15 protein-coding genes are annotated in these 14,106 nt (G+C 38.9%); all 15 read right to left on the bottom strand.

Features of this window, described 5'->3' with window-relative positions:
* Positions 1–10: 10 nt before the first annotated feature.
* A complete protein-coding gene (locus tag I567_RS05105) occupies positions 11–826 on the bottom strand; it encodes a TlyA family RNA methyltransferase (protein ID WP_016251183.1) in 816 nt (271 codons plus the stop codon).
* 3 nt (positions 827–829) lie between these two features.
* Positions 830–1,708 (bottom strand): polyprenyl synthetase family protein, encoded by an 879-nt coding sequence (locus I567_RS05100; protein WP_016251182.1) that lies wholly within the window; start codon positions 1,706–1,708, stop codon positions 830–832.
* Entirely contained in the window at positions 1,701–1,925 is a 225-nt protein-coding gene (locus I567_RS05095; protein WP_016251181.1) for an exodeoxyribonuclease VII small subunit, read from the bottom strand. The genes I567_RS05100 and I567_RS05095 overlap by 8 nt, the downstream gene beginning before the upstream one ends.
* Before the next feature lie 8 nt (positions 1,926–1,933).
* Positions 1,934–3,274: an exodeoxyribonuclease VII large subunit gene (gene xseA, locus I567_RS05090; RefSeq protein ID WP_016251180.1), complete on the bottom strand. Its 1,341-nt coding sequence runs from the start codon at positions 3,272–3,274 to the stop codon at positions 1,934–1,936.
* A complete protein-coding gene (locus I567_RS05085) occupies positions 3,271–4,122 on the bottom strand; it encodes a bifunctional methylenetetrahydrofolate dehydrogenase/methenyltetrahydrofolate cyclohydrolase (protein ID WP_016251179.1) in 852 nt (283 codons plus the stop codon). Before I567_RS05085 ends, xseA begins: the two co-directional genes overlap by 4 nt.
* A gap of 92 nt (positions 4,123–4,214) precedes the next feature.
* The gene (gene nusB / locus I567_RS05080; RefSeq protein ID WP_016251178.1) at positions 4,215–4,658 is read right to left on the bottom strand and encodes a transcription antitermination factor NusB; all 444 of its coding nucleotides are present in this window, start codon (positions 4,656–4,658) and stop codon (positions 4,215–4,217) included.
* Positions 4,651–5,076: an Asp23/Gls24 family envelope stress response protein gene (locus I567_RS05075; protein ID WP_016251177.1), complete on the bottom strand. Its 426-nt coding sequence runs from the start codon at positions 5,074–5,076 to the stop codon at positions 4,651–4,653. Before I567_RS05075 ends, nusB begins: the two co-directional genes overlap by 8 nt.
* Positions 5,077–5,171: 95 nt before the next feature.
* Positions 5,172–6,239: a M24 family metallopeptidase gene (locus I567_RS05070; RefSeq protein ID WP_016251176.1), complete on the bottom strand. Its 1,068-nt coding sequence runs from the start codon at positions 6,237–6,239 to the stop codon at positions 5,172–5,174.
* Positions 6,240–6,341: 102 nt separating this feature from the next.
* The gene (locus I567_RS05065; RefSeq protein ID WP_016251175.1) at positions 6,342–6,719 is read right to left on the bottom strand and encodes a DUF956 family protein; all 378 of its coding nucleotides are present in this window, start codon (positions 6,717–6,719) and stop codon (positions 6,342–6,344) included.
* A 98-nt stretch (positions 6,720–6,817) separates the two neighbouring features.
* Positions 6,818–7,729, bottom strand: a complete 912-nt coding sequence (locus I567_RS05060; RefSeq protein WP_016251174.1) for a PTS system mannose/fructose/sorbose family transporter subunit IID — start codon at positions 7,727–7,729, stop codon at positions 6,818–6,820.
* An 18-nt stretch (positions 7,730–7,747) separates the two neighbouring features.
* The gene (locus I567_RS05055; RefSeq protein ID WP_016251173.1) at positions 7,748–8,545 is read right to left on the bottom strand and encodes a PTS mannose/fructose/sorbose transporter subunit IIC; all 798 of its coding nucleotides are present in this window, start codon (positions 8,543–8,545) and stop codon (positions 7,748–7,750) included.
* 35 nt (positions 8,546–8,580) lie between these two features.
* Complete coding sequence (locus tag I567_RS05050; protein WP_016251172.1) at positions 8,581–9,567, bottom strand: mannose/fructose/sorbose PTS transporter subunit IIA; 987 nt, start codon at positions 9,565–9,567, stop codon at positions 8,581–8,583.
* A gap of 49 nt (positions 9,568–9,616) precedes the next feature.
* Positions 9,617–10,111: a PTS system mannose/fructose/N-acetylgalactosamine-transporter subunit IIB gene (locus tag I567_RS05045; RefSeq protein ID WP_016251171.1), complete on the bottom strand. Its 495-nt coding sequence runs from the start codon at positions 10,109–10,111 to the stop codon at positions 9,617–9,619.
* Between the two features lie 218 nt (positions 10,112–10,329).
* Positions 10,330–13,167: a sigma-54-dependent transcriptional regulator gene (locus I567_RS05040; RefSeq protein ID WP_016251170.1), complete on the bottom strand. Its 2,838-nt coding sequence runs from the start codon at positions 13,165–13,167 to the stop codon at positions 10,330–10,332.
* A gap of 39 nt (positions 13,168–13,206) precedes the next feature.
* On the bottom strand, positions 13,207–13,743 hold the full coding sequence (locus I567_RS05035) for a GNAT family N-acetyltransferase (protein WP_016251169.1): 537 nt from the start codon (positions 13,741–13,743) through the stop codon (positions 13,207–13,209).
* Positions 13,744–14,106: the final 363 nt, after the last annotated feature.

Raw genomic sequence — 14,106 nt, 5'->3', positions numbered from 1 at the left:
CTAACTTTCACTATTTTTCTAAACGTTCATGCGCTTGTCTCACTACCTCAGTGACATCCACATTACTTGAAACACTTGCCGGTAAACTCGCTTTTTTCAGATGTATTAAAAATTCGATATTGCCCTCGCCGCCGGTTATCGGTGAAAAGCTTAAATTCTCAACTGAAAAACCAGTCTCAAGCGAAAGATCAATCACTTTTTCAATCACGGCTTGATGCACTTTTGGATCTTTGACTATCCCGTGTTTGCCGACAAATTCCTTTCCTGCTTCAAATTGCGGTTTGATTAAAGCCATGACATCACCGTCCGCCACTAAAATCTCATATAAAGGCGGCAAAATCAAACTTAAAGAAATAAAGGAAACATCGATGGTCGCCACTTGTGGTAATCCTTCTAAAAAGTCTGTAGGTTTACTATAGCGAAAATTCGTCCGCTCCATCACAACCACTCGTTCATCTTGACGAATCTTCCAAGCCAACTGATTATAGCCAACATCTAAGGCATAACTTAACTTCGCACCATTTTGCAAAGCCACATCGGTAAAGCCACCGGTTGAAGCGCCAATGTCTAAAACGATTTTATCTTTAACTGTAAAATCAAAAATTTTTAAGGCTTTCTCTAATTTTAGGCCCCCTCGAGAAACATAAGGAAGTTTTTTTCCTTTAATTTCTAAAGTCATACTGGCATCAATTTTTTCACCAGGTTTGTCCAAGCGTTCGTGCTTATCATTATAAACTAAGCCGGCCATAATTCCACGCTTGGCTTGTTCTCTGGTATCAAATAATCCTTGCATCACACAAAGGACATCTACTCGTTCTTTTTTCAAGTATTAATCCCTCAATTCTAATTTTTCAATGATTTTTACTAGCTCAGTCATATCCATTCCGTCTTCAGCGAGCATCTGACAAGCTTGTTTGGCTTTCAACAAGTAATCAGCTAAAGCCTGTTTTGCTCCTTGGATGCCTAGTAACGCAGGATACGTACTTTTTTCCAGTTCAAGATCGCGCCCAGCTGTTTTGCCTAGTTCTTGTGTGGTTGCTAATATATCTAGTAAATCATCCCGCACTTGAAAGGCAATCCCAACATCCATCCCTAATGTTTTCAGTAATGCAAATTGTTCCTTTGATCCACCAGCGACAATCCCGGCAGCAACAAAACAATATTGTAACAGTGCACCCGTTTTTCGCTCGTGAATTTGGACTAATCGTTCTAACGGGACATGCTGCTTTTCTGCTTGGACATCACTTGCTTGACCAGCCACAATTCCAGAAGGACCAGCTGCTCTGGCTAAGTGCGCAATCAACTGAGTCTTGATAGATGACGGTAAGTTTAACTGAGCCAATATCTCAAAACACAAAGTCAATAAAGCATCGCCAGCGAATAAGGCCATGGCTTCTCCAAAAACTTTATGGTTGGTTGGTTTCCCACGACGTAAATCATCATCATCCACGCTTGGCAAGTCATCATGAATCAATGAATAAGTATGCATCATTTCGATAACTGCTGCAATTTTTAAGGCTTCTTCCTCTAGAGGTACACCAAATGCTTGTAAAGTCGCTAAAAAGATTTGCGGACGAATTCGCTTGCCACCTGCTGCAAGGGAATAGCACATACTTTTAGCAAGCAATTCATCATTGGTCAAATCCAGGACTAACTGCTCCATTAAGGTTTCGACTTGCTGCATCGCCTGAGTTAATTCCTTATTCATTCTTAGCCTCTTCAAATGGCACTTCTTGATTGGCGTCGGTCATCATTTTGGCCAACGTTTTTTCGGCATTGGCTAATTGTTCTTTACATTGTTTAGATAAAACCATTCCTTTTTGAAAGGCATCTAAAGCTTCTTCTAACGGCACATCGCCACGCTCTAGTTGCGAAACAATTTGTTCTAACTGTTGTAAAGACTGTTCAAAAGTTAATTCTGACATGATTTTCCTCACTTTTCTTTTTTCTGAATGGATTGCACCTGCGCTTGAATTGTACCATCGGCATAATGTACGGTAATTACTTGGTTAGGGGCTAATTGTACAACACTTTTAACCACTTGCTCATCCACTGTTGTATAGCTAAATCCACGCTGCATGGTTTTTAGAGGACTTAATAAATCCAGTGAAACCAAAGCTTGATTGAAGCCTTGTACTTTCTTTTGGAAAAGTAGTTGCATTTGACGTTGCAAGCTTTCCGTTAGATATCCTAGCTTTTGTTGCTCATTTTGCAAACGATGACTAGGATTTTGTTGGATTAAACGTTGACTTAATTGTTGATAGCGACGTTCTTGTTGATGCAATTGCGCCTGCATGCTACTGGTTAGTCGCTGTTGCAATTGGTCAAGTTTTTGCGATTGGGCTTCATAAAGACGATGCGGTTGGGCAAAGACATAACTTTGTTGCACCCGGTTTAAGCGTTGATTTTTTAATTTCAATTGATTGGCAAAAGCTTGCATTAAGCGCATCTTTTGTTGGTCAATCTTCATTATTTCCTCACTTAATACAGGTACCGCAAGCTCGGCCGCCGCAGTTGGGGTAGCTGCTCTGACATCTGCCACAAAATCAGCAATCGTCGTATCCGTTTCATGGCCTACCGAAGAAATAACTGGTGTCTGACAAGCAAAAATTGCTCTAGCTACTTTTTCTTCATTAAAAGGCCATAAATCCTCAATGGAACCACCACCGCGTCCGATAATCAAGGTATCGAAATTGCCCGACTCATCGGCACGCTTAATATTACGCACCAAATCATCGGCGGACTGATCGCCTTGCACGACTGTCGGATATAGAATAATTTGTGCAATTGGATAACGTCTATTAATCGTCGTCATAATATCACGAATCACCGCCCCAGAAGGACTTGTAATAACCCCGATGCGTTTGGGAAATCTTGGTAAAGGCTTTTTCGGTGCTGTGAACAAACCTTCTTTAGATAATTTTTCTTTTAATTGTTCAAAAGCTTGGTATAGTGCCCCGATGCCATCTGGTTCCATATGCTCGATCGTAATCTGATAACTTCCGGAAGCTTCATACACCGAGACATAACCGACCACCAAGACTTTCATCCCATCTTGGACATCGAATTTTACCCTACTAAATGGGCCCCGAAACATCACAGCTGATATTTTCGCATGGTCATCTTTGAGCGAAAAATACTGATGGTTCGGTCTTTTTCTAAAATTTGAAATCTCCCCAGTTAAATAGACACGTTTCATGTAAGGGTCATTATCAAATTTCGTCTTGATATAACGCGTTAAGGCACTCACCGTTAAGTATTCTGGTTGACTCAACGAACATTTTCCTTTCTTTTAGCCGCATCAATCGTTTGACGCATTAACATCGTAATTGTCATTGGGCCAACCCCACCAGGCACTGGCGTAATGAAACTGGTTAACGGTGCGACTTCATCAAATTTCACATCACCCGTTAATTTATTATTTTCATCACGATTAATCCCTACATCAATCACAACTGCGCCTTCTTTGACAAAATCAGCGGTCACAAAATTCGCACGACCAATCGCTACGACTAAAACATCTGCTTGTTTCGCTACTTTAGGAAGATCCTTGGTTTTCGAATGGCAAATCGTCACGGTCGCATTTGCTTGTAGTAAAAGGTGTGCCATGGGTTTACCAACAATATTACTACGGCCAATAATCACAGCATTTTTCCCAGCTAAATCTATGCCCGAAAGTTTAATTAACTCCATGATTCCGGCTGGTGTACATGGAATCATCGTAGGTTTGCCAGCAAAAAGATTTCCTAAATTCATTGGATGGAAACCGTCGACATCCTTAGCTGGATCAATGGTATCAAGCACTAAATCTTCATTAATATGCTTTGGCAACGGCAACTGTACTAAAATGCCGTGAACCTTATCATCATGATTCAATTCTTCAATTTTAGTAATCAAATCTGCTTCACTAGTTGTTTCTGGTAAGCGATACACGACCGAATACATACCAATATTATTTGCTGCGCGTTCTTTATTACGGACATACACTTGACTTGCTGGATCTTCACCAACTAAAATCACGGCTAGTCCAGGTTGTAGTCCCTTTTCCTTCAATTCAGTTACTTCTTGCGTCATTTCCTGCTGTAATTTTTGTGCCAATTCTTTTCCATTCAATAGATGCATTTGTTAGACCCCCTTTTTCTTTTTTTAGATTTAAAAAACCGAAATTCCCCCGATTTGTGTTTCCAAATTTGAGAAATTTCGGTCTAACCTACTTATGCTTGTAATTCTTGATTCACTGCAGATAAAAGACCATTGACAAAACGACGCGATTTTTCATCACTAAAGGTTTTTGCCAATTCAATTGCTTCATTTAAAGCAACATTATTCGGTACATCGTCTACATACTTCATTTCAAAAATTGCTAAACGTAATATTGTGACATCCATTTTTGCTAAACGATTAATCTTCCAACCTGGTTTTAAGTGGTTTTCAATTAATTGGTCAATGGTCGCTTGGTTATCGCACACACCGCTGACTAATACATCTAAGTATGGCGGCACAAAACTAGCTTGCTCATCATCTAATTGGTCCACTAAATTCAATTCAATTGCATGATTAATCGCCGCTTGTTTCGTTAAATCTTGGTTAAAATTTAACGGAAACAAAGCTTGAATGGCTATTTCACGGATTTGATGTCTGGATAATTCTTTATTCATTGTCGTCCTCATTATCATCAAAAAGTTCGTCTAAGTTCACTGCTTCTTGTTTTTCTGGAATCACTGCTACAATATGCACATTGACTTGAGCTAAAGTCACATCAGTCATGAATAGGACTTGTTGTTTGATACGTTGTTGGATTTCGGTTGCTACTTTAGGGACAGAAACGCCATATTTTACGCTCACATAAGCATCTACTTGGATTCCATCTTCAGTGTTTGATAGATAAACGCCTTTACCATAGACACTACGACCAAGCAATTCTGTTACATTATTAGCAAAAGATCCTTGCATTTTATATACGCCCTCTACTTTAGAAGCAGCAATCCCACTAATAATTTCAATAACTTCAGGGGCGATGACGATTTCGCCAAGTTCATCTTGGACATCTAATTTTAAAGCTTTTTCATCAGCCATCTTATTTCCTCCAATTCTAACAGATAGTTATCATTCACAACTATTTTATCATTTTATGCGCTGATAATCTATAGCTTGGTGTAATTCTAACAAGATTATAAGAGAATTAATTCTTTTGGTGCATGTGTTAAGACTTCATTGCCAGTTTGGGTAATCAATAGGTCGTCTTCAATACGTACCCCACCAACACCTGGTAAGTAGATACCTGGTTCATCTGTAATAATATTTCCTGGCACAAAAGCTTTCTCTGCTCTGAAGGATACATTTGGCCCTTCGTGGATTTCTAGACCAATCCCATGACCCGTTGAGTGACCAAATGCTTCACCATAGCCATAAGAAGCAATATGATCACGAGCCACTGCATCCAATTGAACGCCAGTCATGCCTGGTTTAGCGGCTTCGATGACTTTTAATTGAGCTTCCAATACCACTTGATAAATTTCTTTTAATTTTTCTCCAGGATCGCCAATTGCAAAAGTACGAGTCATATCTGAAACATAACCTTGATAGTAGCAACCAAAGTCAATCGTAATTAAATCATTTTGTTCAATTAATTTTTCACTTGCAACACCATGTGGCATAGCTGAACGTAAACCACTTGCCACAATCGTATCAAAGCTGACACCACTTGCACCTAAAGAACGCATGAAGAAATCCAATTCGTTTGCTACTTGAATTTCGCTCATGCCTGGTTTTACATAGTCAAGAATGTGTAAAAAGGCTTTGTCCGCGATTTCGCAAGCTTTTTTCGTGATTTCGACTTCTTTTTCATCTTTAATTTCACGTAAAGATTCAATTAATCCGCTCACTGGCACTAAAGAAGTTTCGTGGATTAGATCTTCTAATTGATCATAATCTCTGACAGTCACAAAGCTTTCTTCAAAGGCTAGATTCTTCAACCCATCTTGTGTGCAAATCTTAGCTACTTCTTCAAAGATTGGACCAGTATTTTTCACAATGGTATAGCCTTTTGCTTGCATCGCTGCTTGTTCAGTATAACGGAAGTCAGTGACAAAGTAAGCATTGGCTAACGTAATAACTGCTAGACCAGTTGTTCCTGTAAAGTTTGTTAAGTAGCGCAAATTATATGGACTAGTGACTAAAAAAGCCTCTAAATCATTTTCTCTCATTAATTTGCGTAAGTTTTCTACTCGAATCATCATATCTACCTTCTCTTCTCTAAGATATTTTTAATTCTAACACAAAAAACACATTAAATCATTGACTTTGCACGATTTAATGTGTTTATCTCGAAAAAATTAAGTTTAATTGTTTTTGCCAAATTTTGCCTTGATGCTTCGAGAAAAGATTTGGAAAAAACTCAGCGAACGGCGCATTTTCTTTTTACCAATATGATCTTGAATGGCACGTAAGACTTTCTTTGGATTTTTTGCAGCAAACTGATAACGTCCATTTTTCTTGGTTTGGACCGCAAAACGAGGAATCCACTTTCCTTTAAATAGAACCGTTGTCATCACAAATTCCACTTCTTCCCAAGGGATTTGAATATATTTACGCACATCTTGATCATCATAAAATTCAAAAGCCTTATCACCAACCATGATTTTGCCATAGTTTGCTAGGCCCATAAAGGATGTCGCATTCACTGTTAAATCTACTTTTGTATTTAAAGATTGCACCATATTTCTCACCTCGCCATTAGCATAGCATACTTAGTAAAAAGAAGCGAGAACCAATTTGATTCTCGCTTCTCCAATAAACGAATAGTAGTAATAATGAATTATAATAATCCGATTAAGTGTCCAACGATACCAACGATGAATAATGCAATGATGATTACGATTGGAGAAACTTTCTTCTTCAATAACCACATACATAAGAATGTTAATAGTAATGGAACTAAACCAGGAATTAATGAATCCAAGTTTCCTTGTAGCGTTTGTTGTTTGATTGGTTCAAATGCCATACCGCTTTGAACTTGTTCAAATAAAGTCTTCATACCTTTACCAGACATTTCAACTTTATCCCATTCAATGTAGGCACCTTTTGAAAGTTTGATTTCAGCAATAACCGGTGTGAACTTGATAGATACCCAGCGTTCAACCAAGGCCGCTAATACGAACATACCTAAGATAGAAGCACCTTTAGTGATATCTTGTAATAAACCACCTGATAAGTCTTCAGTAATCTTAGAACCAGCACGGTAACCAAATTCTTGTGTATACCACATGAATCCCCAACGAATAGCATTCCATAATACGAAGAATAAGATTGGACCTAAAATGTTACCACCTAAAGCTAGAGAAGCACCTAAAGCCCCTAACATAGGACGTACAGTAAACCAGAATACTGGGTCACCAACACCGGCTAAAGGTCCCATCATACCAATTTTAACCCCTTGAATTGCAACGTCATCGACAGCTGCCCCGTTAGCACGGTCTTCTTCAAGCGCTAAAGTAACCCCTAATACTGGAGATGCTACATATGGGTGAGTGTTAAAGAATTCTAAGTGGCGTTTTAAAGCCGCTTTACGATCTTCGGGATCTTTATATAATTTTTTAATTGCTGGAATCATTGCATAACACCAGCCGCCGTTTTGCATACGTTCATAGTTCCAAGAACCTTGTAAGAAAGTTGAACGCCACGCTACAGCTAAACGATCTTTTTTACTTAATTCAATTCTTTCAGCCATTACTCATTTTCCTCCTTCTTAATAATCATTTAAAATGTCGCCTAGAGGATCACCTGATCCACTGTTACCACCAGCAGAACCACCATTCTTAGTTAATTGTAGGTATAGTAATGCTAAAGCAACACCGATTACCCCTAAACCAATTAATGTGATTTGTGTAATTGCAGCGATAACGAAACCAAGCATGAAGAATGGCCATACTTCGCGAGATGCCATCATGTTGATAACCATTGCATAACCAACGGCAACAACCATACCACCACCGATTGCCATACCTTCGTTTAACCAAGCTGGCATAGCTTCAAGTAAAGCTTGCACACTTTCAGCAGGGATCAATAAAAGTAAAGTAGCAGGGATAGCGATACGTAAACCTTGCATACAGATAGCAACTACTTGCCACATTTCGATAGCACGAATGTTACCAGCTTCAGCAGCACGGTCCATTGCATGCACGATAGCAACGGCTAAAGTACGAGCAATCATAGTTAAGAATAAACCAGCAACAGCTAGAGGCATTGCAATAGCGAATGCAGAGTCAACACCTTTAACTCCTTGACCACCTAAAGCTAAGATAATTGCAGAAGCAACAGAAGCTAAGGCAGCATCTGGTGCTACGGCAGCCCCGATGTTTGCCCAACCTAAGGCAACCATTTGTAAAGAACCACCTAAAATAATTCCGGCTTCTAAGTTACCGGTTACTAATCCGATTAAAGTACAAGCAACTAATGGTTGATGGAATTGGAACTCATCTAAGATACCTCCCATTCCGGCTAAAAAGGCAACCACTACGACTAATACTGCAGAAATAATAGACATAATAAACCTCCTATATAAGTCCTTTATTTGGTAAACTAAGCATTACCAAGCTCTGATTTTGCTTTTTGTAGTAAAGCATCCATATTGTCTTTGTTATCATTTGGTACTTTACGAACATCAAATTTCACGCCAGCTTTTTTCATTGTTTCAAAAGCTTCAACGTCTTTAGCATCCATTGACAATACTTTATTGACTAATACTTTACCAACAGAGTGAGCCATTGAACCAACGTTAACTTCTTTAATGTCAACGCCACCTTCAATTGCACGAACTACATCTTGTGGGTTTTCAAACAATAGTAAAGCCTTTGTATTACCAAAACGAGGGTCTTTAGCGACTTCAATCATTTTAGCAATTGGAACAACGTTTGCTTTTACTCCTGGAGGAGCAGCTTGTTCGATTAATTTCTTACGTAATTCATCTTTAGATACAGCATCCGAAACAACGATGATACGTGTTGGTTGTACTGCTTTTGTCCAAGCAGTTGCCACTTGACCGTGTAATAGACGTGAATCAATACGCACCAAAGCAAATTTGATTTTTCCATCACCTAAAACTGTTCCAGGTGGGATTGCGCCTACAGGACCTTGTTGTTGAACGGCTGCTTTTTCTTCAGCTGGTTCTAACTCTTCAGGTTTCACTTTCACACCATCTTTTGCTGTAGCAATGATGTGCGCTGCGATTTCATGCGCAGTATTCATAGAAAAACGTGAAGCATAAGCTTCGATTACCATTGGTAAGTTCATACCTGCAACAATTGCCCATTTGTCTTTGTGTGCTTCAAGCAAGTTATTTGCTTGGTTAAATGGTGTACCACCCCAAAGATCGACTAAGAATAAGACTTCATCTTGATTCTCAAATGTAGCAATGGCTGCTTCCATTTTTGCTCTGACATCATCTGGACCTTCGCTAGGCATTAAAGTAACAGCTGCAACGTTTTGTTGTTCACCAAAAATCATTGAGCCTGATTGTAAAATACCATTTGCGAATTCCCCATGACTTGCTAGGATAATTCCTACCATTCTTTGTACCTCCTACTGATTAAATTAACCTTCCAACCAACGATGACTTTTATTTCGCATCTTTGAAACGATAAAGTAAATCCATAAAGTTTACCTTGCGATCAGCTGGCACCGTTCTGACTTCCAATTCAATTCCTTTCCCATACAAATATTGGAAAGATCGGACATCATCCTCATCTAGTGAAATCACATTGGTCAGCATCTTCTTACCTGGAGAAAAACGCATGCCACCGATATTCACTGACTGGATGTGTATGCCTGCTTGTACCAGTCGTTCGATGTCTTGAGGGCAAGTAAATAATAACATGACCTTGGTATTGATAAATAATACATTATAAAATACCTCAAACATCTTATCGACAGGGACAACATTCGCCTTGACGCCTGGTGGAGCTGCTTGATTGAGTAAAAACTTTTGCAACTCATCTTTCGCTACCGTATCACTCACAACAATGATGCGTTCAATACCGGTTTCCTTCGCCCATACTGTCGCAACTTGGCCGTGAATCAGACGGTCATCAATTCGAACTAAACGGACATCCATACTAACTGCTCCTTTGAAACTTTTAGAAATACAGTACCTTTCAATCCTTAGTATTTCCTCCCTCCTTTGTATCCACCTTAATATAAGCAAGATGCGTGCCAACTTTTAAAACAATACACTACTTAAAAAAAGCTTAAAAATCAACAAAAAAACGATACACTATAAAGAATACACTAATTGTATTTTAGTGTATATAGTGTATCGCTGTCTTGACTGTATTATTTAGACTGTATTCTTGCACGATGATTTTCGATTAGTTCTAAAAGATAATACTCTTCCACAGGTAAAATATCGATATTTAGCGCTCTGGCAAGACTTTGAGTAGCCAAATGAAGTTGCTCATAAGCTGCATTTCCATAAAGTTTGCCTTGATAGCCATCTGGTGGAGTTAAGGTACGGTGTAAGACATTTCGTTCTAACATATTGCCACAATGCAAGATAAAATTAATCCGAAATCCTTTCAACTCATCGGTAAACTGCCATTGTTCAATCACTTTATCCGCAAAGTTCCACAAAAGATCGATGACTTTCTTTGGATTGATAAAAGTGACATTGCGCTCTAAAAATTGAATACACAATTGGCGCGTATCATCTTCATCGACATTTTGCTCGAGTTGTTTCTGATCTAAATCAAGTAATTCATCTTCTATTAATAATTGGTCTAATAATTGATCAATATCCGCATCAATAAATTGTTCTAAAGTAATAAATGGCACTGGAATATTTGGTTGGGCAATTCCGGTCGTGGCAATCACTTGATATCGCTCCATAATTTCTGGTAATTTTTGATTCACTTGAGCAATAGATGAAGTCACAATCGTTAAATCGGTTCCTGGACGTTTTTGCAATGAATACTCTAAAATTTCTTTGATACGTTGGGCGGTTCCTTCTCCAGATGCACAGACGGCTAAGATTGCTTTGGTCTTTTTGACATCGGTTGGGCCCTCGTGATCGACATGACCATAGCCGCGGAAATTACGCATCGTTTCATAAATACTATCCAAATCTGCGCCAACCATCGAGGCTTTACGGACCGCTTCTAATACCACCGCCGTTGTCACCATATCAATCGTACGCACGCGAACATTTGTATGACGGTAAATTTCTTGAGAGAAAGTCGCAAGCGAACCCATATCTACTAACAAAAGAACCCCGCTACCATCATTGACTTCTAATACAGCTTTCTTGATTTTTTCTAGTGCAACTTTCGGAGACATATCTAAAGGCATATCCACAGCCCTTAACTGCTCAACGCCTAATAATTGAGAAACGACTTCCACCATACTCGAGGCCGAACTACGACCATGGGCAGCGACCACGACTCCTATTTTTCCTGCAGATGGAGTGGATTTCAGCGAAACAAGTAAAGCCGCTAAATAATAATCTTCACTTTCCAAAATCGTTACCGAAAAAGCTGCTTCAATCATTTTACGAATTCTTTTAGCCAATTGAAACTCTTCAGGATAATCGCTAATCATGGTACGAATATTGTCGTTAATCTGGCGTTGCTCCCCGAGGTTGAGTTTCTTTAGTAGACTGCTGATATGCAAACTAAAAGCGTAAATGAAATTCGCCTGATATTCGATGTTCAATTCACTTTCAACTAACTGATAAATCTCACGCGTCACTTCAATTACACGCTGATCCACTAATTCAGCTAACTTATTATCAGATTGGAAAGAAAACTGATGATGCTTATAAAATGATTTCAAATGAATATTAATATCGGTCTTAATGAAATGGTTAATCGCTTCTTGGTCGATTCCTTCTGCTTTTAACAAGGCTGCTTTATCGCCAATAATATCATACAAATTATACGGCAACTCATAAGAATCCGTATTAATATCCACGATGCTTTCATTTGGTTGAACAATTAATTTCGGCACCAAATATTTTTGCAACTGGGCTAAATGATCGCGCTTATTGGCCAAAACAATTAAGCCATTCTTAATACCTTCAGATAAATCATGCAAATCTATATCAATCTGCGTCTGGTTCATATGATTTAAAAAGCCACGCGCACAGATTAGTTGGACATTCGATTTCAGCTGCCCGATATTCCCAAAACTCACACTACCTAGTAATGCTTTGACCACATCTTCTGTCAAGGTAATCGTGCGTTGGATACGTTTGGCTTCTTGCGCAACCATCACCCGGACCAGATCAATTTGCTCCATGGCTGGTCGATTTTCAAAAGCTGGCAATTGAATATTAATCGGAATCCGTCTGACAAACGTATCTAATAATGCCGAAGTAGGATCTTCCGTAGTCGCCCCAACAATTCGCACGTCCGCTTGATGCTTTTTACCCGTCTCACCCAAACGACTATACGTACCATGATCCATAAAGTAAAAAATCATCTCTTGCCCCTCAGGAGGGAGGCGGTGAATTTCGTCTAAAAAGAGCATCCCGCCGTTCGCTTGGTCAATAACCCCTTCTTTTTCATCATCGGCACCGGTAAACGCACCCTTAGCATACCCAAATAAGTGACTCATCAGTAATTCTGGGTTATTGGCATAATCAGCACAGTTAAAGACAATCATATCCTTATCTTGAGGGACCACATGATTATCCTTGGCAAACTGAAACATCGCATGCGCAAAATAAGTCTTCCCTGAACCAGTCGGACCCGTAATTAAACAATTCAACCCACGTGGCGGATATAAAATCGCTGCCTTTGCCTGTTCGACCGCATTTTTCATACTTCCTTTTATCCCAATAATTTTTGAGAAGATATCTACATGATTAGATGTATCAGGAAGTTGCGCTATGTTTTCTACAGTTGGTTTACTTACAACTACGGAAGCATCCTTATAAGAAGTAGCTGAGATTTCTTTTTGTGTCTGTACCACATAACGTACTGGGCGACCTTCTAACTTCATCAAGCGCTCTTGCCGGACCAACTCATTCAAATCTTTACTGGCATTCGTCCGCTGAATGGCTAAAGCTTCGGCGACTTCATTGGTTGTCACACCGGATAATACTAGTTGCGAACTAGTCAATAAGGCCGTCTGCTCATAGACATACTGATAAATTCGTTCCATTCGTTTACTCAACAATCCTCACCTCACAACAAAAACTACTATATATACTTTTTACAATTCACTAAAAGGGATAAATGGTGCTGGCTGAGACGGTAAATCTCCTAAAGTCTTTTGCATCCAACAAACATCATACCATTGACCAAATTTATAGCCAATTTGCGCAAAATGTGCAACTTTACGATAACCTAGCTTTTCATGAAAATGCTCACTGTCCCCATTTCCCGCAGTAATACAAGCTGTTAACTGATAGACATGCTGCTTAGATAAATATACCTCTAAAGCGGTGTACAATAACTTACCATAACCATGTCCGTGATTTTCTTGGTCTAAATAAACCGTTACTTCTACGGACCAATCATAAGCTGTCCGTCCCTTATAAGTTCCTGCATAAGCATAACCAACAATCTTTTCTTGTTCGTTTTCTAGCACTAAATAAGGATATTTTTTTAAAGTTTGAGTCATTCGTTGAGTATACTCTTCAACAGTTGGCACCTCATATTCAAAAGTTATCGCAGTTTTTTCTACATAAGGACGATAAATTTCGACTAAGCTCGCAGCATCCTCAATTTCAGCAACTCTAATTTTCATTTTTCACCACTCCAAAAAAATTATACATTTATTATATCGTGAAAAACTGTAGAAAACAAACGCTAATCAAAGAGCCGAAAAAACTCCCGGAGGCTATAGGAGTTCAGCCATCCGAGAGTTTTATTATTTTAAATAAAATTTAATCGTTATTTACGTTTACATACTAGCACACTATGATAATCTATTTTTCAATTTCAAACAAAGCAAAATATAGTCATTTTAAAAAATAGATATATTCTACTTATACTCATTTTTCAGTTTCATCCGTTAAAACAAACAATTTAGGTCATTTATTCGCTAAAATCAGAATGAATTCACATGGGTTTCAACACACCAAAAAAGCCCAAGACATCCGAAGACATC

The organism is Enterococcus cecorum DSM 20682 = ATCC 43198, assembly GCF_000407565.1.
GTDB lineage: Bacteria > Bacillota > Bacilli > Lactobacillales > Enterococcaceae > Enterococcus_E > Enterococcus_E cecorum.
This window is presented reverse-complemented; position numbering and strand designations above follow the sequence as displayed.

Excerpts from the sequence above, each read along its gene's own strand:
- I567_RS05035 (WP_016251169.1), bottom strand. The coding sequence starts at position 13,743 with ATGAAAATTAGAGTTGCTGAAATTGAGGATGCTGCGAGCTTAGTCGAA.
- I567_RS05085 (WP_016251179.1), bottom strand. The coding sequence starts at position 4,122 with ATGCATCTATTGAATGGAAAAGAATTGGCACAAAAATTACAGCAGGAA.
- I567_RS05055 (WP_016251173.1), bottom strand. The coding sequence starts at position 8,545 with ATGTCTATTATTTCTGCAGTATTAGTCGTAGTGGTTGCCTTTTTAGCC.
- I567_RS05045 (WP_016251171.1), bottom strand. The coding sequence starts at position 10,111 with ATGGATGTCCGTTTAGTTCGAATTGATGACCGTCTGATTCACGGCCAA.
- I567_RS05075 (WP_016251177.1), bottom strand. The coding sequence starts at position 5,076 with ATGGCTGATGAAAAAGCTTTAAAATTAGATGTCCAAGATGAACTTGGC.
- nusB (WP_016251178.1), bottom strand. The coding sequence starts at position 4,658 with ATGAATAAAGAATTATCCAGACATCAAATCCGTGAAATAGCCATTCAA.
- I567_RS05060 (WP_016251174.1), bottom strand. The coding sequence starts at position 7,729 with ATGGCTGAAAGAATTGAATTAAGTAAAAAAGATCGTTTAGCTGTAGCG.
- I567_RS05050 (WP_016251172.1), bottom strand. The coding sequence starts at position 9,567 with ATGGTAGGAATTATCCTAGCAAGTCATGGGGAATTCGCAAATGGTATT.
- I567_RS05070 (WP_016251176.1), bottom strand. The coding sequence starts at position 6,239 with ATGATGATTCGAGTAGAAAACTTACGCAAATTAATGAGAGAAAATGAT.
- I567_RS05100 (WP_016251182.1), bottom strand. The coding sequence starts at position 1,708 with ATGAATAAGGAATTAACTCAGGCGATGCAGCAAGTCGAAACCTTAATG.
- I567_RS05095 (WP_016251181.1), bottom strand. The coding sequence starts at position 1,925 with ATGTCAGAATTAACTTTTGAACAGTCTTTACAACAGTTAGAACAAATT.
- I567_RS05065 (WP_016251175.1), bottom strand. The coding sequence starts at position 6,719 with ATGGTGCAATCTTTAAATACAAAAGTAGATTTAACAGTGAATGCGACA.